This is a genomic window from Leptolinea tardivitalis (assembly GCF_001050275.1).
GTDB lineage: Bacteria > Chloroflexota > Anaerolineae > Anaerolineales > Anaerolineaceae > Leptolinea > Leptolinea tardivitalis.
The window spans coordinates 88645-111534 of record NZ_BBYA01000014.1 but is presented as its reverse complement, the minus strand read 5'-3'; the positions used below and the strand labels follow the sequence as shown (position 1 = coordinate 111534).

General features: G+C 41.2%; 23 protein-coding genes, 1 tRNA gene and 2 pseudogenes. 18 read left to right on the top strand and 8 right to left on the bottom strand.

The window, feature by feature from the left end; all coding sequences use genetic code 11:
• Nucleotide 1 precedes the first annotated feature (1 nt).
• On the bottom strand, nucleotides 2-697 hold the full coding sequence (locus tag LTAR_RS15900; protein WP_062423298.1) for a response regulator transcription factor: 696 nt from the start codon (nucleotides 695-697) through the stop codon (nucleotides 2-4).
• A gap of 133 nt (nucleotides 698-830) precedes the next feature.
• On the opposite strand from LTAR_RS15900, the gene LTAR_RS15895 reads away from it, so the two are divergent.
• From LTAR_RS15895 to LTAR_RS15870, 6 genes are all read left to right on the top strand, one after another.
• A complete protein-coding gene (locus LTAR_RS15895) occupies nucleotides 831-1229 on the top strand; it encodes a response regulator transcription factor (RefSeq protein WP_062423297.1) in 399 nt (132 codons plus the stop codon).
• An 8-nt stretch (nucleotides 1230-1237) separates the two neighbouring features.
• Complete coding sequence (locus tag LTAR_RS15890; protein WP_062423296.1) at nucleotides 1238-1606, top strand: DUF192 domain-containing protein; 369 nt, start codon at nucleotides 1238-1240, stop codon at nucleotides 1604-1606.
• Nucleotides 1599-2990, top strand: coding sequence for a LysM peptidoglycan-binding domain-containing M23 family metallopeptidase (locus tag LTAR_RS15885; protein WP_062423295.1), 1392 nt, complete (start codon nucleotides 1599-1601; stop codon nucleotides 2988-2990). The genes LTAR_RS15890 and LTAR_RS15885 overlap by 8 nt, the downstream gene beginning before the upstream one ends.
• Nucleotides 2991-3056: 66 nt before the next feature.
• Nucleotides 3057-4643 (top strand): hypothetical protein, encoded by a 1587-nt coding sequence (locus LTAR_RS15880; RefSeq protein WP_062423294.1) that lies wholly within the window; start codon nucleotides 3057-3059, stop codon nucleotides 4641-4643.
• 1 nt (nucleotide 4644) lies between these two features.
• Nucleotides 4645-5079: a hypothetical protein gene (locus LTAR_RS15875; protein WP_062423293.1), complete on the top strand. Its 435-nt coding sequence runs from the start codon at nucleotides 4645-4647 to the stop codon at nucleotides 5077-5079.
• Nucleotides 5080-5136: 57 nt separating this feature from the next.
• Nucleotides 5137-5346 carry a hypothetical protein gene (locus LTAR_RS15870; protein ID WP_062423292.1) on the top strand — a complete coding sequence of 70 codons (210 nt, stop codon included), beginning with the start codon at nucleotides 5137-5139 and terminating at the stop codon, nucleotides 5344-5346.
• A gap of 52 nt (nucleotides 5347-5398) precedes the next feature.
• On the opposite strand, the gene LTAR_RS15865 is transcribed toward LTAR_RS15870, so the two are convergent.
• Nucleotides 5399-5953, bottom strand: coding sequence for a hypothetical protein (locus LTAR_RS15865; RefSeq protein ID WP_062423291.1), 555 nt, complete (start codon nucleotides 5951-5953; stop codon nucleotides 5399-5401).
• Between the two features lie 260 nt (nucleotides 5954-6213).
• Here LTAR_RS15865 and LTAR_RS15860 point away from each other — a divergent pair, with 260 nt between their 5' ends.
• Nucleotides 6214-7500, top strand: coding sequence for a hypothetical protein (locus tag LTAR_RS15860; protein ID WP_062423290.1), 1287 nt, complete (start codon nucleotides 6214-6216; stop codon nucleotides 7498-7500).
• A gap of 25 nt (nucleotides 7501-7525) precedes the next feature.
• Here the strand turns inward: LTAR_RS15860 and LTAR_RS15855 are convergent, their stop codons facing one another.
• The 6 genes and pseudogenes from LTAR_RS15855 to hisS all read right to left on the bottom strand — a co-directional run bounded on the left by LTAR_RS15855 (nucleotide 7526) and on the right by hisS (nucleotide 12501).
• Nucleotides 7526-9511 (bottom strand): serine/threonine-protein kinase, encoded by a 1986-nt coding sequence (locus LTAR_RS15855; RefSeq protein ID WP_062423289.1) that lies wholly within the window; start codon nucleotides 9509-9511, stop codon nucleotides 7526-7528.
• 198 nt (nucleotides 9512-9709) lie between these two features.
• Nucleotides 9710-10271 (bottom strand): annotated as a pseudogene (locus tag LTAR_RS17685) (IS3 family transposase); the annotation flags it as partial.
• 48 nt (nucleotides 10272-10319) lie between these two features.
• Nucleotides 10320-10511 (bottom strand): annotated as a pseudogene (locus LTAR_RS17680) (IS3 family transposase); the annotation flags it as partial.
• A gap of 32 nt (nucleotides 10512-10543) precedes the next feature.
• Entirely contained in the window at nucleotides 10544-11137 is a 594-nt protein-coding gene (locus tag LTAR_RS15845; RefSeq protein WP_139044604.1) for a helix-turn-helix domain-containing protein, read from the bottom strand.
• Nucleotides 11110-11184: transfer RNA gene (locus LTAR_RS15840), tRNA-His, on the bottom strand. The genes LTAR_RS15845 and LTAR_RS15840 overlap by 28 nt, the downstream gene beginning before the upstream one ends.
• 48 nt (nucleotides 11185-11232) lie before the next feature.
• Complete coding sequence (gene hisS / locus LTAR_RS15835; protein WP_062423287.1) at nucleotides 11233-12501, bottom strand: histidine--tRNA ligase; 1269 nt, start codon at nucleotides 12499-12501, stop codon at nucleotides 11233-11235.
• 168 nt (nucleotides 12502-12669) lie between these two features.
• Here hisS and LTAR_RS15830 point away from each other — a divergent pair, with 168 nt between their 5' ends.
• The 11 genes from LTAR_RS15830 to LTAR_RS15780 all read left to right on the top strand — a co-directional run bounded on the left by LTAR_RS15830 (nucleotide 12670) and on the right by LTAR_RS15780 (nucleotide 22879).
• Entirely contained in the window at nucleotides 12670-13056 is a 387-nt protein-coding gene (locus tag LTAR_RS15830; protein ID WP_062423286.1) for a DRTGG domain-containing protein, read from the top strand.
• Nucleotides 13057-13065: 9 nt separating this feature from the next.
• Nucleotides 13066-14067 (top strand): CBS domain-containing protein, encoded by a 1002-nt coding sequence (locus tag LTAR_RS15825; protein WP_062423285.1) that lies wholly within the window; start codon nucleotides 13066-13068, stop codon nucleotides 14065-14067.
• A gap of 1 nt (nucleotide 14068) precedes the next feature.
• Complete coding sequence (locus LTAR_RS15820) at nucleotides 14069-14413, top strand: DRTGG domain-containing protein (RefSeq protein ID WP_062423284.1); 345 nt, start codon at nucleotides 14069-14071, stop codon at nucleotides 14411-14413.
• Nucleotides 14410-15171, top strand: coding sequence for a PHP domain-containing protein (locus LTAR_RS15815; RefSeq protein ID WP_062423283.1), 762 nt, complete (start codon nucleotides 14410-14412; stop codon nucleotides 15169-15171). The genes LTAR_RS15820 and LTAR_RS15815 overlap by 4 nt, the downstream gene beginning before the upstream one ends.
• Nucleotides 15172-15387: 216 nt before the next feature.
• On the top strand, nucleotides 15388-15903 hold the full coding sequence (locus LTAR_RS15810; protein WP_062423282.1) for an NADH-quinone oxidoreductase subunit NuoE family protein: 516 nt from the start codon (nucleotides 15388-15390) through the stop codon (nucleotides 15901-15903).
• A gap of 12 nt (nucleotides 15904-15915) precedes the next feature.
• Nucleotides 15916-16464, top strand: a complete 549-nt coding sequence (locus LTAR_RS15805) for an ATP-binding protein (protein ID WP_062423281.1) — start codon at nucleotides 15916-15918, stop codon at nucleotides 16462-16464.
• A gap of 24 nt (nucleotides 16465-16488) precedes the next feature.
• Nucleotides 16489-16860: a (2Fe-2S) ferredoxin domain-containing protein gene (locus tag LTAR_RS15800; RefSeq protein ID WP_236686627.1), complete on the top strand. Its 372-nt coding sequence runs from the start codon at nucleotides 16489-16491 to the stop codon at nucleotides 16858-16860.
• Nucleotides 16861-16905: 45 nt separating this feature from the next.
• Nucleotides 16906-18687, top strand: coding sequence for an NADH-quinone oxidoreductase subunit NuoF (locus LTAR_RS15795; protein WP_062423279.1), 1782 nt, complete (start codon nucleotides 16906-16908; stop codon nucleotides 18685-18687).
• A 91-nt stretch (nucleotides 18688-18778) separates the two neighbouring features.
• Nucleotides 18779-19267 (top strand): NADH-quinone oxidoreductase subunit NuoE, encoded by a 489-nt coding sequence (gene nuoE / locus LTAR_RS15790; protein ID WP_062423278.1) that lies wholly within the window; start codon nucleotides 18779-18781, stop codon nucleotides 19265-19267.
• 9 nt (nucleotides 19268-19276) lie between these two features.
• A complete protein-coding gene (gene nuoF / locus LTAR_RS15785; protein WP_062423277.1) occupies nucleotides 19277-20917 on the top strand; it encodes an NADH-quinone oxidoreductase subunit NuoF in 1641 nt (546 codons plus the stop codon).
• 30 nt (nucleotides 20918-20947) lie between these two features.
• Complete coding sequence (locus LTAR_RS15780) at nucleotides 20948-22879, top strand: molybdopterin-dependent oxidoreductase (protein WP_062423276.1); 1932 nt, start codon at nucleotides 20948-20950, stop codon at nucleotides 22877-22879.
• Nucleotides 22880-22890 lie beyond the last annotated feature (11 nt).

The following is a 22890-nucleotide window of genomic DNA, read 5'->3' as shown; positions in this document are numbered from 1 at the left end:
TTTATTCTTCCGATTTACTATCCATTTTTTCAATTAATTCTTTTGGCATATATTCTTTTAAATTATGCTCAACTGCAAAGGCGGCAGCCTCAGCACGGTTACTGACACCAAGTTTTGATAGAATGCTCGAAACATAATTCCGAATAGTGCCTTCTCCAAGGAATAGTTCTTTGGAGATTTCTCTGTTAGTTTTCCCTTCGGATACTTTAAGAAGCACCTTTTTTTCATTATCGGATAAATGCGCAAAAGCAGAGGCTTCTTCTTGCTTCACAACACGTTTAACTTCTTGGAAAATTCGTTTTGTCATCGCCGGATCAAGAGGTGCTTCACCACGCCCTACTGCTTCCAGAGCCTTCACAAGATCATCCCCGCCAATTTGTTTTAATACATACCCTGAAGCTCCTGCGCGTATGGCTGAGAATAACATTTCATCTTCCGCATACGATGTAAGCATGATCACTTTTGTATTTGGATAGGTGTGCGTAATCTCTTCGCAAGCCTCGATACCGGAAGGTCCAGGGAGGCGAATATCCATAAGTACTGCATCAGGTAATAATTGAGCCACTTTCTCAATGGCTTCTTTTGCTGTTCCCGCTTCACCGACCACTTCAAATTGAGGATGATGTTGTAATAAAGACCTCAATCCAATTCGAACCACTTCATGATCATCAACAATCAGAATTCGTTGTTTCTCCATAATATCTCCTGCAGGTTATGATAAGGAGTATACCCGATTGTAAAAAAGTCGTATCATAATATTGAACTAATTTATATTTAATCTTTAACGTCCAGATTTCTCTTGTGATACACTTCATAAAATAGGAGTTGAGATGGCAATTTCATCGATTAACAGGATCATATATATTGAAGACGACCCTGATATGATCGACCTCATTACTCTCATTTTGACACGTCGAGGGTTTACTGTCAAAGGTGCAAAAGGGGGTGTGCAGGGATTGGAGTTGGTTTTGTCAGAGATTCCAGATCTCGTGCTTCTTGATCTCATGATGCCTGACCTGGATGGTTGGGATGTTTATCAGCAGATGAAAGCTCAAGCAAAAACAAGAAATATTCCGGTAATTGTGATCACAGCGAAAGCTCAAGCAATTGATCGAGTTCTTGGATTACGTATCGCCAAAGTAGACGATTATATTTGTAAACCATTCAGTCCGAATGAACTTATTGCCAGTATTGATCGCATTTCTCAGAAAAATAGAATACAGGTATAAACAAAAGAATGCGTTTGATTAAAATTACGAATATATCAAATCAATCTGCTCATCCTTTACATCTGGGAATCTGCGATGATTTTTTCTCCCGGTTACAGGGATTAATGTTTACATCGAGTATTCCAATTGATGGAGGTCTCTTTTTTATTAATTCGTCAGAAGATCGAATCAATTCTGCCATACATATGTGGTTTATGAATTATGACCTTTCCATCTTTTGGGCAGATAATTCAGGGATAATTGTTGATAAAGTTATTGCCTGTAAATGGAAGACTCTGGCAGCACCAAAACAAAATGCAAAATATATTCTAGAGACTCACATAGATCGTTTTGACGAATATAATTGTGGAGATAAATTGGACTTTCAATATGATTAAATTTAATAAAATTGTTTTATTTACTCTAATCTTCTCTATTTTTTGCTATCAACCAGTTTACGCGCAAGACCAACCATCAGGCCCTACCTATACGATTCAGCCGGGAGACACATTGGGAGTAATTGCGACAAAATTTGGTGTTTCTGTAGACGACATCATAAATGTCAACAAGATTGAAAACCCAAATGTATTATCGGCCGGCCAACAAATAATTATTCCTGGACTAGAAGGTGTTACTGGAAATTTAACTGCTGAAGATGTTCCACTTGGTGCGAATCTATCCAGCTTAAGTATTCAGCATCAATTCCCGATCGCCATGCTGGCAAAGTTAAACAAAGTTACCAGTCCTTATGAAGTTTATGCCGGCGCGAGTCTCATTTTGCCAGTGTCTGAGCAGACAGGATTAAAAAATGTTCTGAGTTTAAAACAGGGTGATTCCCTTCTTGATTCCGCAGGCCAGTTAAAAAAGAATCCATGGGTTATCGCTCTTCAAAATAACCTTGACCAGACATGGCAGGCGATTCCATCTCAACCTATTTTTTATTCACAAGATTCGGCAGATCCCAAACAACCTTCCTACACTCTTCCATTTTTATCGAGTTTGCAATTTGATGCCCTTCCCATAATTCAGGGTCGAACTGTGGAGATAACTGCCACAGGAGAAACAAACTTGCAATTCTCTGGGAAACTAGCCGGTAATCCATTGCACTTTTTCCCCGTCCAAGAAGGGAAATATGTGGCTCTGCAAGGTATAAATGCGATGATGGATACAGGTCTTACTAATTTTGAATTGACAGTGACACGTCCTGATTCTTTATCATTTCAATTTTCGCAGATGGTTTATGTTCAATCAGGATATTATCCCGAAGATCCTCCTCTCACAGTCGATCCTGAGACCATTGATCCGGCATATACAAAACCCGAAGACGATACAATCAAGAAGGTTATTTCCCCCGTATCCCCTCAACAACTTTGGAATGGTCTCTTTCGAGACCCTGTTGATGAACCAATTTGTACAAAATCAATTTTTGGCGTTAGGCGTTCATATAATGGGGGGCAATTTGTTGGATATCACGGTGGTCTTGACTATGGTGTTTGTGCGAATTTGAATATCTATGCACCGGCAGCCGGAACTGTTGTTTTCACCGGGCCGTTGACAGCAATGGGTAATGCCACATTCATTGATCATGGACATGGAATTTATACCGGTTACGGTCATCAAGCGGAGATAAGAGTTAAAGTTGGTGATCATGTTGAACCAGGACAATTGATTGGCATTATCGGCGCCACAGGCCGCGTTACTGGACCACATCTTCACTGGGAAATTTGGGTCAACGGCCAAAAGGTAAATCCGGTTCAATGGTTGGAAAGAGCCTATCCATAACACATTACAAGCTACGGTATAATTAAATGCTTGCTAATTCTCTTTACGGGAGAAAAAGATTATCTGATGGCATCATCTACTCTTACCTTGCAGCAAGATTACTGGAGTGATTTTAAGTTCACTAATCAGGATCTCGAGTTTCTATATAACCATCTTTTAGAAATTGAATTACCTCAAACGGCAGAAGAGCTTACCAAAGCTTTGATTTCTCACCGTATCGAGAAAGAAATTTTCGCATTAATAAACCAGAAACCTTCAGATGGACTTCGTTATCAACCAGGCGAAAGGTATAACAAATCTGATATTTTGATATTTCCTGCGCTGGGATGGAAAAAAGGTGTCGTCACAGATATTCGGCCTTCTAATAACCCTAATCTCCCACCTTTTGAAGTTCTTTCAGTGAATATTGATAATACCAATCATCTGTTTGCCGCCGGTCTATCTGATCACATCTTGAATCAACCCTTGAAAGTAGATGAAAACGATCCGGCTTTTAATGCAAATTTGGTCTTTGAGAAATTTGGCGAAGCCATCACGGAGAAAGTGACAGAACATCTTGAAGCCGTAGATGATCTTGTTCGTATTGCCGGAAGATGGTTTCCCAGGGCTTTGTTGGTCGATATTAATGTCGGTCATCTGAATCTTGTTGAAGCTGTACTCGATATGAACGGTGGTGGACCGCTTGCCACCCGCAATCTTATGGAACAGATTGACCTGCCGACCGACGTAAATTCCAAGCTTACTGAATTTTCACTTAATCTGGCGCTTGAGGAAGATGAGCGTTTTGATGAAGTTGGTCCTGCTGGAGAAACGCTCTGGTTTTTGCACCGTCTGGAACCTGAAGGAGTTCGCGAATCCCCTATTACGCTTCGATATACTCAACCAACTGAGAAACTTGAAACAATGGAAAGTGATCTGGTAGATCAGTTGATAAAGAATGTTATTGATGAACTTGAACCAGATTCTGGTAAAGTAGACAAACCCGACCAGGTAACAATTAGTCTGATCTATCCACATTGGCGGGCTGGTACTCTTCCAATGACAAAAGCTATACGCAGACTCTTCCCTTCTGCCTATGAAGCTCCAAGAGTCCAGTTCAAATTTATCGATACTGAAACAAATGAAGATATCTCTGGTTGGGTTGTGCGCACAAATAAATATGTTTTTGGATTGAGAAATTGGTACGAATCAATGGAATTAATTCCAGGAAATTATGTAACCATTTCACGAGGTCAAAAACCTGGGGAAGTACTAATATCTGCCGGTAAAAAGAAACCATCACGTGAATGGGTCCGTACAGCTCTAATTGGAGCTGACGGTGGTATCGTTTTTGCGATGCTCAAACAATTGGTCAGTGGAAGTTTCGATGAAAGAATGGCGGTTGCCATTCCAGATGTTGAAGCTCTGGATAAATTATGGCAAAATGGAAATTATTCTCGCCAATCATTGGAATCAATTTTGAAAAAAGTTATGAAAGAACAGGCGAAATTAAATCCTCAAGGACATGTACATGTTCAAGAGTTGTATTCTGCCGTAAATTTAATCCGTCGGTGTCCCCCTCTAATTATTCTTTCTATCCTTCAAAATAGTAAATGGTCAAATCATATGGGTGATCTCTATTTCCGCCTGGCAGAAACTGAAGAAGAGGTCTGAGATGATTGAGACAAAGAAATTTAGCCTCGTTAAACCAACGGCTGATACTCCATTTCATATCGATTTTGAGTGGTGGAAACTACATGATGGGAATTGGAGAATATATCTTCATTCCTGTCTCTGCCCTGAGCATCAGGCTGCTTTTGAGAACATTGAAGAAAGCACAACAATTGACTGGGTTGACCCAGTCACAGCAGAAGTTCAGACTGTTGACGGTCTCCAGGATACATTGATGACCCATTGTGCTAAACAGACTGATTTTCTTACTAATCATACAACCCTGGTGGATGCAGTTTTTCGAACACTCATTTCTCATGGCAATACTCCTATGTCTCCCAGAGAACTTGAAGAGCAAATTGGTAAACCGGCTGAAACAATTCTGAGAACCATCGGCGGAATTCAAGTTTATAAAGGTCTCCGCCCTGTAGGTCAATAGTAAGACAATCGCCATGAAAATGGCGATTGTCTTTAATTCAACCCGAGAGGATATCCGATGACTGAATGGGAATACCTTGAATTTGAAACGGAATATTATCAAGTCGATCGAATTAATGGAAAAACCCAATCAGAAAAGAAATTTGTCTGGCAATATCTTTTAGAAATCGGGAAAGAAGGATGGGAAGTAGTTTCTATGTTATATGATTCAGAACATAGAAGACGTATTTACCTTGCAAAGAGAATTATCGAATCTAACCGTGAATAACAAAAAAATTTTTCAAGAATAAATGCCAGTAAATTAATTTTTCAATAATTACCTAAAAAATTGAAATAATGCCAAATAAAAGAGAAGAAAGGAATGACTTCCCTTTTTTCTCATCTTTATTTTTATCCTTATTCTTATTCTGTCGTTGCTCTACCTGTGGATCAAAAAACAGGATTCTTGGTTTTTGTTCTGTAAAATCGATCACACCAAATGGGCTATTCGACGTATTGGGGCGAATCTGGTTTAGTATAAGAATTATGTGATCCTTCTTGTAAGAGATGTATTTATTCTTGTTTGGCAAGGAAATTTGCATCTCCTGCCCTTCAAATGTCTCAATTGAAACTTTCTCGGTTCCATTGGAATGCGTTTGAATTACTCTGCCGAATAATCCATCATAAGTTGATTTGCATTTTGGGCATGAAATGGGGTCAAACTTGTAAAACCATCCATCTATATCAAATTCATATCCGCATGTATCACATGAAAAGAGAAGTGTATACGAATGCGAGTAGAGTGATTTCCAAATATAATCTTTTGTTTCTTGTTCATCAAGTTGTTCTAGTAATTTTTCTTGTTGATTGACATTTATCGTTTGACAGTTATCCATGCAAAACCCCATTGATCTTTTTTATTACATTTCTCTGAATAGATTATCGTATTTTTCAGCATGATTTTTATATACAAAAATGAAAGGTTACTTTCAGGTTATAGATATTGACAAAAATTAACAAAGACATTTGTTTTTTTATATTCCATTTCTATTCTTCCTCTTCATTCATTTGGTTAACTAATTATTCATCATGACACTTTGCAACATTGTTTTCCGTATATATTCTTGATGACTAAAAACATGGAAAAGGCAAAAAAATGGTACTGGCAACACGTTCTGAATTTATAGCGAAATCTGATAACATTTCTCGATACGATACTGTTACATCGAGAATCCCTTCCTTAAAAAGCCATTTTCAAAACATCTGGTGGAATTGTTCTTCAGATATACCTTCTTTTATTAATTCATATACTAGAACTGAACAATTTATATATGAAAATAAATCGGATAAGTATGTAGATCAGTTATTTCGACAAATTGACTTTCAAAAAAAAGCACCTGAGTATCAAGAGACAATAGAGGCGGTTCGTCAAGTCGCAGCAGAATTCTTGCAGGAGAGTTTTCACATACCTCCTCATTTATTTGCATTCATTGATTCATGCGGAATTTATGATTCCATTAAAACTTTTTTTATACTATCCCGTAAATTTGATCCTGACATTTCTATAGAAGATATATATCAAGCTGGAAGAAATGTTATTACAGCCAATCTAATCCAAATGCTTCTAGGTTTACCTGTGCGGGTTTCTCCATCTATTTTTGCCTATTCCATGCTTTATCCATATACCGATAATTATCTCGATGACCCTTCTATTTCGAGTACAACCAAATATGCCTTTAATATGAAATTTCTTAAACGTCTCCAGGGTGAAATGGTTGAATCTTCCAATCCAAATGAGAAAACAATAAGTACTCTGGTTGGAATGATTGAAAGTGAATGGGACAGAATGCAATATCCAAAAGTATATGAAAGTCTACTATCAATTTACCAGGCCCAGGTAAACAGCCTATCTCTTGTATCTAAAGAAATCTCCCCGTTTGAAAAGGATATTCTTGGGATCAGTTTCGAAAAAGGAGGAACTTCAGTCCTTACCGATGGCTACCTTATTGCCGGTGATTTGACACTTGATCAGGAGGAGGCTCTCTTCGGTTTTGGTGCGTTTACGCAATTGATGGATGATCTTGAAGATGTTCACACTGATTTAATAGAAAATCGTGCGAGTATTTTTTCAACCACATCTCATTTCTGTAAGCTTGATAGACTTTTTAATCGTTTTTATGATTTTGGGCATATTGTTATTCAGAATCTTAATGCCTTCCCGGGGAAAGATGTTCAATTACTATCTGAATTGATGACCACGTGTATAGATCCGATGTTGCTTACCTCAATAGGTCAAGCAATATCTTATTTCAACAAGAATAATTTAGGCACCTACGAAATCCATATGCCTTTTCATTTTTCATTTCTAGAAAAACAAAGGCAAAAAGTAATTAAGAATAAAAAGAATATTGAGAGATTCTTAGAATTGGGTTTGATCTCTTAATAAGAGAAATCAGGGAGAACTGAATTTATTTGGATATTAACCGGATATTATCAAAATAGACAGACAAATTGTCTTCTTCGGAATTCCCTTTTGCACAGAATTTTGACATTACCATCAATCCGAATTTCAATTCATGCTTTCCGGTGTATTTTTGGTTCAATATTATCTTGTTGTCAATCATTTCCCCGGATATTCCATCATCGGATTGATATATTTGATCTTTATCAATAAAGGCAATGACTTTTGTTCTAATTGGATTTCCACTTGAATCTTTTTGGCTCTTTCCGGGTTTGAAAAACATATCAAACCATATTTCATCAACTGCTGTGAGGTCTATAGTCTGGTTTACACTAGTCCGCATCCCTGGAAGGAAGCAGAATTCATAAACTTTATCTCCAAAAAGCGTGATTCGATAACTTGATGATCCTTCACTGGCCCAGGTTTTTGAATAACTTCCCAGAATATGCGACTCGCCAACCTTATTCACCCAATCTGTTGAATCTTCAAAACTGGAATTCTGAATAACTCCAGACAACACATGCTCAGATCCGGAAGAATCCATCGTTTTATTTGGAATTTTCGTCTGAGTGGTTAAATTATCAATTATTAATTCTGGTTGACTTGATTGTGTTGGTAATTCACTGGTTAAAATCATTCCAGTATCAGGCGAGCTTGATGGGATGGCTTTTGTTGTAATGGATGGTATCGGGTCTGTTTTCTCCCCAATATTCTGTTTTATTTCCAACCCATGGATTAAATTTCCGCGTCCCAATATCAATATGATCGCAATCCCAGCGATAAACGAAGGAATGCTCAGCCAATAGAACCAACGTGTTTTTCGCAGGCCTTTTGTCTTTTCATCAATCCCCTGGGGGTTTTTATCGTTTGATATTTCATGAACACGGGCATCAGAATTTTGTTTATTTGTTTCTTCCGTAATTTCAGTATCCTCAAATGTACGGATAGATGTATGTTTTTCTGAATCTTTTAACCCAAATTCTTTCTCTATCGGACGTGTCTTAATGTCATTAGTGCCATTTGGATGAAAAACGCTGGAGTTGATTGCCTGGCCTTCCCGGCGGGCGAGTTCTGCGTTTTTCATTCTCTCCCATTCTTCTGATTCCTTACGTTTTTTTTCTAAGAGCGCTTTTTGTACCTGTTCTTCCCGTTCCATTTCTCTGAATAGCTCAGCAGCAGCCTCTCTCCCATCCCCTGGTCGCTCATCAGGATTTTGCGAGAGCATTCGAGCTAACAAATCAATCAAAGATTGACGAATACCTATTGTCAATTCTTCTGCCCGGGCAGGACTATTGATATGTGAATAGTTCTCTCCTGTAAGCATTTCAAATAGGAGCAATCCGATCGAATAGACATCGGAAGAGGGTTTAATTCTTTTTATAGATTCACGTTGTTCCGGGCTTCCATAATCAGAAATGGGAGGATGAATACTGATACTCTGTTTGGTAGTTTGTTGTCGGCTCAAATCTGTTGGGATTTGAGAATATCCAAGACTGGAAACTTTTACATGATCAGTATCGTTGAAAAGGATATTAGTTGGTTTTAAATCTCTATGGACAATGTGGTTCTTATGTAAAGGAACAAGACTGTATGCGATTTCCAACGCAATTCGCAATGCTTTATCTTTTGGGAACGGAATTCCTTTGCTTCTATACAAAAGAATCTGGTCAGTCAGGTTTCCACCAACAGCAAATTCCATTTCAAGAAGAAGAGCGTTATTATTTTCGACTAAATCAACCACCTGTAAAAGATATGGATTTTCCTGTGAAGCGTTTAATTTGTCATATAGCTGTTTTTCAAGAAGGAAGTATTGGCGCCAGTATTCATACTCCCCACTTCCAACGCCTGGATCACCCAGCGTCAAGACTTTCAAAGCCCGCTTGGTTTTTGAGGCCAAATTATTAACCCGGTAAACATAGGCAAGTGTGCCTTTACCAATTAATGTTTCAACGCGATATTTTGCAAATATGAGATCACCGGTTTGATAAATCATAGACTCATTTTCGCATAACTTGTGAGAAGAGGGAAATCGTTAAGAGAAATTGTATATTATTTGTGGATTTTCGTAGAGGGATGATGATAATTTATACGCCTTCAGGGAATTTGTGATATGGTCTTTATTGCCACTCCCTGGAATTGATTATCAAAAAAACCCCTGAAAATGTAGTGCACCCGAAAAGTTAGACAATAATTAAGTAGTAGTTAAGGACTGAGTTCGAAATTGAATAGGGCTCAGTCCTTTTAGTTTAACCTTGATTCTACGATTGTTGTAGTAATCAATATATTCAGATAGTTCAGTAATGAACTGATCCACAGAAGCAAACTTTTGGTTGTAAAAAAACTCTGACTTTAGTAACCCGAAGAAGTTTTCCATGACACTATTGTCATAACAGTTACCCTTTCTGGACATGCTCTGTTTGATCCCTTTATCCTTGAGCATCTTCTGGTATAGGCGCATCTGGTATTGCCACCCCTGATCAGAATGAAGGATCAACTGGGTGTTATCAGGAACCTTCTGAAAAGCCTGTTTTAGCATTTCGGTGATCTGATGGAAATTTGGACTTTTGGAAAGGGTATAAGAAATAATCTCGCCATTGAAGAAATCTAATATTGGGGATAGATAGAGTTTCTGCCCAAATAATTTGAATTCTGTGACATCTGTGACCCGGCTTTTCTGCCTTGAAATCACGCCTCAAATGGTTTCGAGCAATCCTTCCCAACTGTCCACGATAAGAGCGATATTTCTTCGGTCTCAACTGACAGGTTAGGTGTTCCTGTTTCATAAGCCTCATCACCACTTTGTGATTGATTTGAAGCCCTCTATTTCGAAGTTCCAGTGTGACCCGCCGGTAGCCATACCGGCCTTTATTCTCATTACAGATCTGCTTTATTGCTTCCAGATCACCACTATGCTTTTCAGGTTCTCTCTGATGCTTCAGGTGATAGTAATAGCAGCTCCTGGGGAGTTTAGCTGTTCTTAGGAGCTTCTTCAATGGATATTTTTGCCTTAGTTCAGAGATAACAGCTATCTGATCCCTTTTTCGCGTTTTTCCCGCTCCCCAACCAAGGCGTTCAATTTTTTTAGGTAAGCGTTCTCTGCTTCCAGGTATTGAATCCTATCCAATAGCTCTTCTTCCCTGGTCATCGGTGGTTTGGGTTTTTGAACCCTTGGCTTTCTGCCTTTTTTCTTGTCTTCTAGCCCCTCTATCCCATTTTCCAAGTATCTTTTCTCCCATTGCCATATTGTGCTAGGTCTTATCCCTAATACTACACCTGTCTCTTTGAAAGATATTTGGTTGTCATGCATGTATTTTAAGACTTCATATTTCTGTTTCGATGTACACCCATATGCATGGGTTTTTAGCCCATTTTCGCCATTTTGTTGATAATTCCTTATCCACATCTGAAGCTCTGATTTGCTTATTTGATGTAGCTTTGCTACTTGATAAATACTTCCTCCATTTTCAACTTCAATAATTGCCAATAATTTCTCTTCCTGGTTGCACTTGGTCATAAAAACTGCACCCCTTTCCGTTGGTGGTGTCCAACTTTTGGGGTGCAGTTCAAAACAGGGGTTTTTTCTGTATATGGTGGGGTGGCTGATGGGTTTCGAACCCACAACATCCACATCCACAGTGTGGCGCTCTGCCGTTGAGCTACAGCCACCATAAACGTGAGCTATTTTATCACACGCACACGCCATCGGCAAGCAAATCATGCCATCATTGACTGTAAAGTTTTTCCGGCTTCCTCAACCGGCACTGTTTGTTGTTCCCGCTTTAATAAATCTTTCAATGTTACCGTATTAGCAGCAGCTTCATCCGGCCCTTGTATAGCAGCAAAACGGATACCTTTTCTATCCGCAAACTTCAATTGCTTTTGTAATTTGACGGCTTCAGGATATGTTACTACCGTAATCCCTTCCAACCGCAATTTATTGGCAAGCGAAAATGAGGAAGGCAATAAAGTGGAATCAAAGATTGTCACCAGCACCATCTTTTGTTGTTCTTGCTTGGCAGGAATTTTTCCATATTTTTGAAGCAACAGCGTAACCATTACATCCCCCATGGCAAACCCAACACCAGGTAAAGGATCACCACCAACATCCCCTACGAGGTTGTCGTAACGACCTCCTCCAAAAACCGCCCGGCCTTCGCCGGCAGCATCACGGCCTTCAAATACAGTTCCGGTGTAATACTCCAGACCGCGAATTACCTGTGGATCAAAAACAACGAATTCATCCAACTTCATAGCTTTTAATACATTAAAGAAACGAACCAACTCATCGGACTTCTTCCAAAGGTCTTTATCTTCCAGAATATGGCACAATTGCTCAAATTGATCTGGAGTTAATCCACATTCTAAAGCATATTCTTTCCAGGAATTGGGATTTAATTTATCACGCCTATCAATAATATGGAAAACAGTCTTCCGGTTTTCTGGAGCAATTCCCATTTCTGCCAGTGTTACGTCCATCAGTCGGCGGTTATTTACGAAAATCTTAATTTCATTTGGAGTTAATCCAACACTCTGGAAAAAACTGGCCGCCACCGCAACCAATTCAGCATCTGCCTCAGGCGAATCAACTCCGAGAATATCAATATTCCATTGGAAGAACTCTCGGGTTCTGCCCTTTTGAGGGCGTTCATATCGCCAGAACGGCCCAAACGACCACCAGCGTACAGGAAAAGCCAGCTCATTTTGTTTCTGGGCAATCATTCTGGCCAGAGTTGGCGTCAATTCTGGCCGCAGGGTGATTTGATCTCCACCCCTGTCGGAAAATACAAATGATTGTTCTTTAACTAATTCTTCGCCGGATTTAGCCGCATAAAGGTCTAACCGCTCTAAAATCGGACCTTCATATTCTTCATATCCAAATGATGAGCTTACTTTCTTTATTTGTTGATACAGCCATGTTCGAATAGACATCTCTTCCGGATAAAAATCTCTTGTTCCCTTTACTGGCTGTATTAGAGTTTTCATAGTTATCTCCAAATTGGTGGTATGGTTCTATTCTAAACCATCTTGTATGCTGTGGATATTAATCAAAAATTTATCCAGCAGTTAAAGTTGTATTCATACTTTATCTGGATTCAATCAAGAAATTTGTGTACAATTGTCTGAAATATTGTTTTTCAAAAAGAGAATTTCATGAATGCTGAAGAGCTGATTAAGACTGTTGAAGGTACATTGATCAATCCGGATGCCGACCTTTCAAAAGAAATAAAAGGAGGGTGCGGCGCCGATTTAATGAGTGATGTTCTTGCTTCCATTCAGCCTGAAGCAGTACTACTTACAGGTTTGTGCAATCCACAGGTTGTGCGAACGGCACAGATGGCTGATGTATCTGCAATTGTTCTGGTACGCGGCAAACTTCCACCCCAGGAAACCATTGATCTGGCTAATAATGAAAGAATTCCTCTGATAACCAGTCCCTATGGCATGTTTGAATTATGTGGTCGTTTGTATCAGAATGGCCTAAAGAGTTTTGAGTCTTCTGTGGCTGATGGAGATTGCTCGTGTGAACAATTTTCCTAACCGGAAAGAATGAACGCTACTTCGAATCGTTCAACTGTAGTGTTGACCGACCAACAGGCCGAGAGTATCACTCGGTCAGAAGAACTGGCGTATGAATTAAGAATTAGTGAGGTAATGACACGCAACGTGCGTGCTGCTTCACCAGAAATGCAAATGAAGGATGTCGTCGAGATATTCCGGAAAACGGGAATATCGGGCATGCCTGTAACAGAAAATGATCACCTTATCGGCATAATCAGCATGGAAGATATCTTCCATTGCCTTATGGAAGGTGACCTGAATGCCTACACCACCCAGTATATGACGCCCAATCCATATACGGTCAAAGACGTTGATCTTGTTGTCGAGGCTTTGAAAGTGTTTGTCGCCACCGGTGTAGGGAGACTTCCTGTCGTTGATACCGAAGGGAAACTTTCAGGAATAATCACCAAAGGTGATATTACCCGGGGTTTATTGAAAGTTCTTCAATCAAAAACTCAGGAAGAAGAAATGCGTCGTTATCGCGCATCTCATCTTTTTGAAGATATCGAATCAGATCGAACCAGCCTTATTCTGCGGTACACAATCAAACAGCATGACTTTGTTCATGGTGGTGCCGCTTCCAGCAATATCAAACGTGCCTTGTTACGCCTTGGCGCTAGTCCGCAAATTGCCCGGCGTTGTTCTATTGCTATATATGAAGCAGAAATCAATCTTATCATTCACACTAACAATGGGGGGATTATTCGAGTGGAGATAGAACCTCATCAAATCACCATTGATGTAACAGATGATGGACCTGGGATCGCAGATGTTGAGCAAGCCATGAAACCCGGTTATTCAACAGCCAGTGAAGAAATACGAGAATTGGGTTTTGGTGCTGGTATGGGGCTTGCCAATATTGCCCGTTGCGTTGATAGTATGAAATTAGAATCTGTCTTGGGTAAAGGAACGCGGTTAAGGATGAAAATAAACCTGGAAAGTAAAGATACACTGGGAGAATCTAATCCGAATTCAATGGAGAAACGATAACATGAATGTTCAACAAATCATTGATACTCTTAAATTAAAAGTACTTACTGAGAATAAGGATTTCTCCTCCATTCAACCAACATTTGGATATAGTTCAGACCTGTTAAGTTGCGTGATGGCCGGTGCTCCAAAGCAAGGTATCTGGGTTACCTTGCAAGCCCATGGCAATATCGTAGCCGTGGCGGCTCTTCTGGAATTGACAGCTATCATCATCACCGAAGGTGCCATGCCAGATGAAAACACAATCCAAAAAGCCAATGATGAAGGTGTGACTCTTCTATCAACTTCGGCATCCACATTTAATGTTATCGGGCAGTTATGGGAGATGGGGCTTCGTAATCCGTGAGCCCAATAAATCTATTCCGCGCAGAACTTCACGTTCATACGGTTCTTTCTCCATGTGCCGAAGTGGAAATGATTCCACCACTCATTATTCAGGAGGCAATGGACCTTGGTATCAATCTGCTTGCCATTACAGATCATAACGCCACTGCCAATATAGAGGCGGTTATTAAGGCAGCCAGAGGATCTGGCATTCACATATTTCCCGGCATGGAGCTTCAGTCTCATGAAGAAGTCCATTTGCTATGTCTGTTCGATTCACTTGACCAGATTCGGTCAATGCAAATTCAGGTAGATAAAACCATGCCTGGTCTTCAAAACAATCCCGATTATTTTGGCGAACAATTTGTGGTTGATTCAACAGGTGATTTTATTCGCAGAGAAGAATCAATGCTTCTGGCATCTTCTTCTCTTTCAATAAAACAGGCATGCGACCTTGTCTCTGATCTAGGTGGATTGCTTATTCCCGCTCATGTTAATCGAAAAGCATTTGGACTTCTACCCACCCTGGGTTTTATTCCCGAAGAGTTATCATGCAACCAGGTAATGGAAATCTCCCGGCACATCTCAGCAGAAAAAGCTCTACTTGAATATCCACAATTATCCGGAAAAACACTCATTCAGAGTGGTGATGTACATAGACTTTCGGAATTTCTTGGGGTTAATTATTTTCATTTGGAAAAACCATCAATTCATGAATTGTCGCTGGCGTTTTCAAATTTGGATGGAAGAGATTTTGCTATAAATCAACCAAATTTGTGACAGAAATCACAGGTTGAGGTAAAATCAATCAACCTAATCGGTGAAAATTATTTCGCCGGTTGTAAACATTTTTGATGACCATCTTTCCAACTTTTCGATGACATTCGTTCTATGTCTGATGATTAGCCTGACTGTACACTTGAAGTACATAATTTGGAGAGTATTGGTATAGAAAAGGTATCTTAGAGGAAACTCTTAAATTCATTGGAGCCGGTTATGGCAGAAATAAAATTCAGTATTTCATCTAATGACCCCCTAGCAAAACCAGAATTAAAGAAAATTATTGACGAAGTAATTGACCGAAACAAACATTTGAATGGAGCGACAATGGTTGTTCTGAATGAACTTCAGAGCAAAATTGGCTTTATTTCACGCCCCATGCAGGTTTATGTAGCCCAACGATTGGGTATTCCGGTCAGCCAGGTGCACGGTGTTGTTTCGTTTTATTCTTTCTTCACTACTAGTCCGAGAGGAAAACACACTGTTAAATTCTGTCTTGGCACAGCCTGTTATGTAGGTGGAATTCCTCAAATCATTGAAAAGGCTAAACAGATATTGGGTGTTGAACCTGGTCAGACAACCGAAGATGGAGAAATTACCCTTGAAGTCTGCCGGTGTGTAGGTGCATGCAGTCAAGCTCCGGTTGTCGTCATTGACGAAGATCTTCATGGACGTGTACGTCCCAATAAATTCCCACAATTGATCAAATCGATTCAACCAGGTCAGGAGTAGGAGATACTCTTCATGCGGGAACTTGCCCTTCATCTGTTGGATATTGCTGAAAACAGCGTTGCAGCAGATGCAAAGACGATCCGCATTGAAATTTGTGAAGATATTTCCAGAGATCGCTTATCAATGAAGGTTGAGGATGATGGCAAGGGAATGACGGAAGAGATGGTGCAACGTGTAACTGATCCATTTGTTACATCCCGAACAACGCGCAAAGTCGGGTTGGGACTTCCTTTACTTAAAGAAGCGGCTGAAGCGTGCAACGGTTCTTTAACCATCACTTCCAAGGTCGGAAAAGGTACATCGGTCTACGTAGATTTCCAACGGAGCCATATAGATCGAATGCCTCTGGGTGATATTGCTACAACGTTCTTAAATCTGTTGATTGCTCATCCGCCCATACATTTCATTTTCCGATATATGATTGGCGAGAAGGAATTCTACCTGGACGATGAAACGATAAAAAGCGAACTTCAAGGTGTGTCGATGACGGAACCGGTAGTTCTGACTTTTTTACGGAATTTTTTTGAATCAGGCATCCACAGTATTCAGACTGTTGCCTGAATGAACCCTGTTTTCAGGAGAAAAATGATGACAACCATTAAATCGCTTGAAGATCTGAAGAAAATTCGCGAAGAAGCTCTTGAAAAGCGCAAGGTAAAAGCCTCCGAAGGAAAAGCACAGGTTTCAGTAGCTATGGGGACTTGCGGTATTGCAGCTGGCGCTCGTGAAACCATGAAAGCCATTCTTGATGTTATCGAAAAAGATAACATAAGTGGAATAATTGTTACTCAAACCGGGTGCATCGGCCTTTGTGAAAAAGAACCGATCGTTCAGGTAACAGTAGGTACTGAACCTAAAGTTGTCTACGGAAAAGTAACTCCAGAGCTCGCCCGCCGGATTATGAAGGAACACATCGGCAAGGGAAATATCATAAAAGAAAATGTTATTCAAGCCTAGTTTTTCACCGTTCAACGGTGTAATCCATTATCGAAGGTTCTTACAATGAAGTATTTTCGTTCACATATATTAGTTTGCGTTGACCCTGAATGCCTTAAAAAGGGTGCTCATGAGGTCATGGACGCCATTCAAGATGAATTGGTCGCCCAGGGTTTAATTGATGAAGTCCAGGTATTGGAAACATCCCGAATCGGCGATTGCTCCCAGGGACCAGAAATAATGGTCTACCCCGAAGGTGTTCATTACGGTGGGTTAACTGTTGACGATGTTCCCTTTCTGGTCGAAGAACATTTTTTGAAGGGCCGCATTGCGAAAAAATTCATCATCGAAACAGAAAAAGCGAAAGATGAAGAACTTTCGGCTCCTACTCCCAAAGAAATGCGTGTTGTCTTGCGCAATTGCGGCAAGATTGATCCAGAAAACATAGAAGACTATATTGCCGAAGATGGGTATCAGGCAGTTGCCAAGGTGCTCACATCAATGACACCGGATGATGTCATTGATGTAATGTTGAAATCTGGTGAACGTGGACGCGGTGGTGCCGGTTTCCCCACTGGTAAGAAATGGAGCTTCGCGCGTGCCAGCACAGAAACCCCTAAATACACCGTCTGTAATGCTGATGAGGGTGATCCTGGTGCTTTTATGAATCGCCGTGTTTTGGAAGGCGATCCACATGCGGTACTAGAAGGTATGATTATTGCAGGTTATACCATCGGTTCCAACCAGGGTTACATATATTGTCGTGCTGAATATCCTGTCGCTGTCCATACATTGAACATAGCCATTGAACAGGCTCGTTCACTGGGTTTGCTGGGTAAAAATATTCTCGGAACCGGATTCGACTTTGATCTTGAAGTCCGCATGGGTGCAGGTGCGTTTGTCTGTGGTGAAGAGACAGCATTGATGGCTTCCATTGAAGGCAAACGTGGTGAACCTCGGCCTCGCCCTCCCTTCCCGGCTGTTAAAGGTCTATTTGCAAAACCGACAAATATCAACAACGTAGAAAGTTATGCCAATGTTCCTCAGATCATTCTGAAAGGTGCAGATTGGTATTCCAGTCTGGGTACAGAAAAAAGTAAAGGCACTAAAACATTTGCCCTTGCCGGCGACTTGAAGAAACCAGGTTTGGTTGAAGTTCCACTTGGTATTACTCTTCGTGAACTCGTTTACGATGTTGGCGGTGGAATTAAAGATGATAAAGGTTTTAAAGCCGCCCAGATAGGTGGCCCCATGGGCGGTTGTCTCCCGTCTAAATACCTTGATCTACCAGTTGATTATGAATCATTAATCTCTGCCGGTGCCATGATGGGATCAGGCGGCCTGATTGTTTTGGATGATGAGACCTGTATGGTCGACATTGCCCGTTACTTCATGGATTTCACCCAGGATGAATCCTGCGGTAAATGTACCCCCTGTCGCGTGGGAACCCGCCGTATTCTGGAAATCCTTCAGAATATTTGCGATGGAAAAGGAAAAGACGGCGATATCGAGACTCTTGAATATCTCTGTAAAGAAATCAACGCGGCTTCATTGTGCGGACTTGGTCAGGGTGCGCCCAATCCTGTCATCAGCACTTTAAAACACTTCCGCAATGAATATGAAGCTCATATCTATGATAAACGCTGTCCGGCCAAGGTCTGCAAAGCCTTGATCCATTACTCAATTACTGATGGCGTATGCACAGGTTGTACTGTCTGTGCTCGTAACTGCCCGGTGAATGCCATATCTGGTGAGAGACGGCAAACACATGTCATTGACCCGGATATCTGCATTCGTTGCGGTATCTGCGCTCAGGTTTGTAACTTCAATGCTGTGGAGGTGAAGTAGCCTTAATTTCACAATTGAATACTTGCTGGGACTTTCGTTTTATAAAACGCTTTCTATGCTGTTCGCATCGTTCCGACATGCTGGAGGAATAATGGTCCAAAATACCAAACAAAGTGATGTGGCAAATTCAGTCATAGTAGCAGTAAAGGCAGCTGTTGATGCCTTTGGCGCCAAACGAGAAGAAATGATCCCGATCTTGAATGAGATCAATAAGAAGCTCGGGTATATTCCTCCGGAAGCGCTGGACGAAGTAAGCATGCTTTTGAAAGCCCCGAAGAGCCAGTTATATTCGGTAGCCAGTTTTTATCGGATGCTTTCCACAAAGCCGCGCGGCAGACATGTAATCCAATTTTGTGAGAGTGCACCATGTCATGTGGTAGGTGGAAAAGAAGTCTGGGAAGAACTTCAAAAACAGGTTCATTTGAAATCTGGTGAAACCAGCCCTGATGGTAAATGGACATTGTTAACCACTTCCTGCCTTGGTGTATGCGGTGTTGGACCTGTTATGACCGTAGATGAAGATATTTACGGAAACATCGCACCCGGTGAACTTCAATCCATTTTGGCTCGTTACGAATAGGAGCACACGATGAAAGCCTACCGATCTATGGTATTGGTTTCCAGTGACCCGCTCTCAATGGAACGGGGAGCCCGGCAAGTGTTTGAGAAAATTCAACAGGATTTGGAATCATTTGGAATATCAGATGAAATTTCACTGACAATGGTGGGTGATGTTGGACGGCATGATGCCCTTCCCCTGGTAATCATCTATCCAGAAGCAGCGATATATGGCCCGATAAAAACCGAAGACGTTCATCATCTTGTTGAAGAGCACCTTTACAAAGGTCGGATTGCCAGTGAATTATTGGCATCCAGTCGTGAACTTTCCGGACGTATCGCCTGGTTGAATTCCCGCAAAGGAACCCTCCCGGCAGAGAATCGGATAGTACTTCAAAGAGCTGGACTTATAGATCCGAACAATATTGAAGAATACATTATCCATGATGGATACGAAGCTCTGGGTAAAGTAATCTCTGGTATGAAACCAACTGAGGTTATTGATGAGATCATCAAATCAGGGCTGCGTGGACGCGGCGGCGCAGGTTTTCCAACCGGCCTGAAGTGGAAATTTGTCGCACAGGCAAAAGGGAATCAGAAATTTGTCGTATGCAATGCAGATGAGAGTGAACCTGGCACATTTAAAGATCGATTGATCCTTGAAGGTGACCCATTTTCCATTCTTGAAGCAATGACAATCGCCGGTTTTGCCGTAGGTGCCTCAGAAGGATATATCTATATTCGTGGAGAATATGCTCTGGCACGTCAAAGACTTGAGGCAGCCATTGTTGCCGCTAAAGAAATGGGATTTCTTGGGAAGAATATCTTCAATTCTGATTTCTCTTTTGAAATCCATCTCCATTCAGGTGCTGGTGCATATATCTGCGGTGAAGAAACTGCGCTGTTGGAATCCATTGAAGGCAATCGCGGTGAACCCCGGGCACGTCCACCATATCCAACCACAAATGGTTTATGGAATAAGCCAACGTTAATCAACAATGTTGAAACATTGGCCAATATTCCGGCCATTATTCGTGAAGGATCCGCCTGGTTTAAATCAATTGGCACACCAAGCAGCCCGGGCACAAAAGTCTACACCATTCTGGGTAATGTAAATGTAACCGGTCTGGTTGAAGTTCCAATGGGAATTACCCTCCGAGAAGTTGTCGCTATTTATGGAAAAGGTATGAAAGATGGCGCCAACTTCAAATTAGCACAAACGGGTGGTTCCAGTGGATCGATCATTCCTGCAAGTTTGCAGGATACACCCATGGATTTTGATTCATTCAACAAGGCCGGTGTAGCTCTTGGTTCAGGTGCTCTTCTCATCTGCAATGAAGAGACCTGTGTAGTCGATTTAGCAAAAGTGCTTATGAACTTTTTCCGTGTAGAAAGTTGCGGAAAATGTGCTCCTTGCCGAATCGGGAACCAGAGAGCATACGAAATTCTAGATCAAATCTCCGAAGGGATTGGTTCTTTGAGCGACCTGGATGACCTGGAATTGATAAGTGACAATTTGTTCCAACTATCAAATTGTGGTCTTGGTCAAACATCTGGAACACCCATTCGGGATATCTTAAAGTATTTTAGAGCAGAAGTTGAGGCACATATTCGTCTTAAAGTATGTCCATCCGGAGTTTGTTCTATGAGTGGACATAAGGTACATGCATAAACTGTAATCTCGAAAAAGAGAGGTTTTCTTATGGTCAACTTAACCATTGACGGCAAAAACATTGAAGTAAAAGAAGGAACGACAGTCCTCCGGGCAGCTCAGTCTGCGGGGATTGAAATTCCCACCCTGTGCGATCACCCAGAATTAACCCCTTATGGAGGTTGCCGTTTATGTCTGGTTGAAGTAGAAGGGGCGCGAACGTTACAACCATCCTGCACACTTCCTGTAAGTGAAAAAATGGTTGTTAAAACGACTACAGATCGCGTTAAGGAAGCAAGGAAATTTGTTTTAACCCTGCTATTCAGCGAGCGTAATCATTTTTGTCCGTTCTGTCAGGAATCTGGTGGTGATTGTGAATTGCAAAATGCTGCCTACCAGGAAGGTATGACAAATTGGCCTCTGTCGCCTAATTTCAATACTTTTGGTGTTGATGCTTCTGGTCCTTATTTCGTACTTGATAATAATCGCTGTATTTTGTGTCGACGTTGTGTGCGTGCATGTGGCGAACTTGTTGGTAACTTTACATGGGGATTTGAAGAACGCGGCGCAAAGAGCTATCTTGTCGCCGATTATGGTGTTCCCATTGGAGAATCTTCCTGTGTTTCTTGTGGAACCTGTGTTCAGGTCTGTCCGACCGGAGCCATTATCGACCGTCAATCAGCCTACCGTGGGAGAGATGCTCAGGTAACAAAAGTACCTTCAGTTTGCACTGGTTGCTCGATCGGTTGTGCGATCAATATTGTTGTAAAAGATAACCAGATCGTTCGAATAGAAGGACGCTGGGGTGAAGGTGTGAGTGACGGTATTCTTTGTAAAAGTGGACGTTTTCTTCCCCTTGAAGAAAAACGTGAACGCATTCTAACTCCGATGGTTCGCAAGAATGGTTCTTTAAAAGCTGCCACAATGGAAGAAGCGGTTGCAGCTATTGCCACTGCGATTAAATCAGCAGGATCTGGTGTTGCTGCATTAGCCTCGACGAAACTGTCCGTTGAATCTTTGTCACTTTTCAAACAAATATTCTCTGATGGGCTGAAAAGCTCCATGGTAACAACTATCGAGGAAGGCGCCATGACTTCGGCGTCAGCCAGTTTTACAGATAGTTTGAAGAAATCATTTGAAAGCAAAATTGATTCGATGAATTCGGCCGACTGTGTTGTTGTGGTCAATACCGATCTGTACAAAGAACATCAGGTACTTGGCTTCATGGTCAAGCGGATTCTTCCAAGCGGCACCAAGCTGATTGTTATCGATTCCGATGAAAACGGGTTTGACCCATTTGCCGATGTGAAAGTCAAAGCAGGAAAGGGTTCTAATGTAGACATACTTGATGCCCTTCAATCTGCTGTAAAGAAACAAAAAGTAACAGATGAAGCAGCAAAATGCGGCGTTAAAGAAGCTGATCTGGTAAATGCTGCCTCAATCATTTCCAGCGCAGAACATCCTGTTTTCATCTACAGTGACAAACTAAGTGCCAAAGATGGTCAGAAAGCTGTTTCGGCACTTATTGATCTGGCTGGTTCAGTAAAGAATAGTGCCATTATCAACACAAAGGGAAAAGCGAATAGTCTGGCTGCCTCTCAACTTAAGTTGGACAAACCTTTTGAGGCTGGAAAACACCAGGCTTACTTTGTGGCAATAGGTGACGATGAACCGACTGAAGGTCTTTTGACGGATCTTGAAAAAGCGCCTTTCCTCGCTGTATCTGCTGCATATCACACCAAACTTACAGCCAGGGCAGATGTTGTCATCCCTGTTGAAATGTGGGCGGAAATTTCCGGTCATTTCATCAGCATGGACGGTCACCTGCAGAAAACATCCAAATCTTTGACTGCACCCGAGGGTGTCTTTAGCGATGTTGACGCCTTGAAAGCATTAGCATCTGCCCTGGGTGTAAAGACAAATGATAATTGGAAAGAAGCGATTAAATCGCGAGTATCTCCCGTGGAAATTGTTGAAGCTTAACAGCATGGGAT

Bases quoted from the DNA above. Each gene is read 5' to 3' on its own strand.
- LTAR_RS15870 (WP_062423292.1), top strand. From the start codon at position 5,137: ATGACTGAATGGGAATACCTTGAATTTGAAACGGAATATTATCAAGTC.
- LTAR_RS15830 (WP_062423286.1), top strand. From the start codon at position 12,670: ATGAATGCTGAAGAGCTGATTAAGACTGTTGAAGGTACATTGATCAAT.
- LTAR_RS15885 (WP_062423295.1), top strand. From the start codon at position 1,599: ATGATTAAATTTAATAAAATTGTTTTATTTACTCTAATCTTCTCTATT.
- LTAR_RS15805 (WP_062423281.1), top strand. From the start codon at position 15,916: ATGCGGGAACTTGCCCTTCATCTGTTGGATATTGCTGAAAACAGCGTT.
- nuoF (WP_062423277.1), top strand. From the start codon at position 19,277: ATGAAAGCCTACCGATCTATGGTATTGGTTTCCAGTGACCCGCTCTCA.
- LTAR_RS15780 (WP_062423276.1), top strand. From the start codon at position 20,948: ATGGTCAACTTAACCATTGACGGCAAAAACATTGAAGTAAAAGAAGGA.
- LTAR_RS15810 (WP_062423282.1), top strand. From the start codon at position 15,388: ATGGCAGAAATAAAATTCAGTATTTCATCTAATGACCCCCTAGCAAAA.
- nuoE (WP_062423278.1), top strand. From the start codon at position 18,779: ATGGTCCAAAATACCAAACAAAGTGATGTGGCAAATTCAGTCATAGTA.
- LTAR_RS15880 (WP_062423294.1), top strand. From the start codon at position 3,057: ATGGCATCATCTACTCTTACCTTGCAGCAAGATTACTGGAGTGATTTT.
- LTAR_RS15795 (WP_062423279.1), top strand. From the start codon at position 16,906: ATGAAGTATTTTCGTTCACATATATTAGTTTGCGTTGACCCTGAATGC.
- LTAR_RS15820 (WP_062423284.1), top strand. From the start codon at position 14,069: ATGAATGTTCAACAAATCATTGATACTCTTAAATTAAAAGTACTTACT.
- LTAR_RS15800 (WP_236686627.1), top strand. From the start codon at position 16,489: ATGATGACAACCATTAAATCGCTTGAAGATCTGAAGAAAATTCGCGAA.
- LTAR_RS15900 (WP_062423298.1), bottom strand. From the start codon at position 697: ATGGAGAAACAACGAATTCTGATTGTTGATGATCATGAAGTGGTTCGA.
- LTAR_RS15860 (WP_062423290.1), top strand. From the start codon at position 6,214: ATGGTACTGGCAACACGTTCTGAATTTATAGCGAAATCTGATAACATT.
- LTAR_RS15890 (WP_062423296.1), top strand. From the start codon at position 1,238: ATGCGTTTGATTAAAATTACGAATATATCAAATCAATCTGCTCATCCT.
- hisS (WP_062423287.1), bottom strand. From the start codon at position 12,501: ATGAAAACTCTAATACAGCCAGTAAAGGGAACAAGAGATTTTTATCCG.
- LTAR_RS15825 (WP_062423285.1), top strand. From the start codon at position 13,066: ATGAACGCTACTTCGAATCGTTCAACTGTAGTGTTGACCGACCAACAG.
- LTAR_RS15855 (WP_062423289.1), bottom strand. From the start codon at position 9,511: ATGATTTATCAAACCGGTGATCTCATATTTGCAAAATATCGCGTTGAA.
- LTAR_RS15895 (WP_062423297.1), top strand. From the start codon at position 831: ATGGCAATTTCATCGATTAACAGGATCATATATATTGAAGACGACCCT.
- LTAR_RS15875 (WP_062423293.1), top strand. From the start codon at position 4,645: ATGATTGAGACAAAGAAATTTAGCCTCGTTAAACCAACGGCTGATACT.
- LTAR_RS15865 (WP_062423291.1), bottom strand. From the start codon at position 5,953: ATGGATAACTGTCAAACGATAAATGTCAATCAACAAGAAAAATTACTA.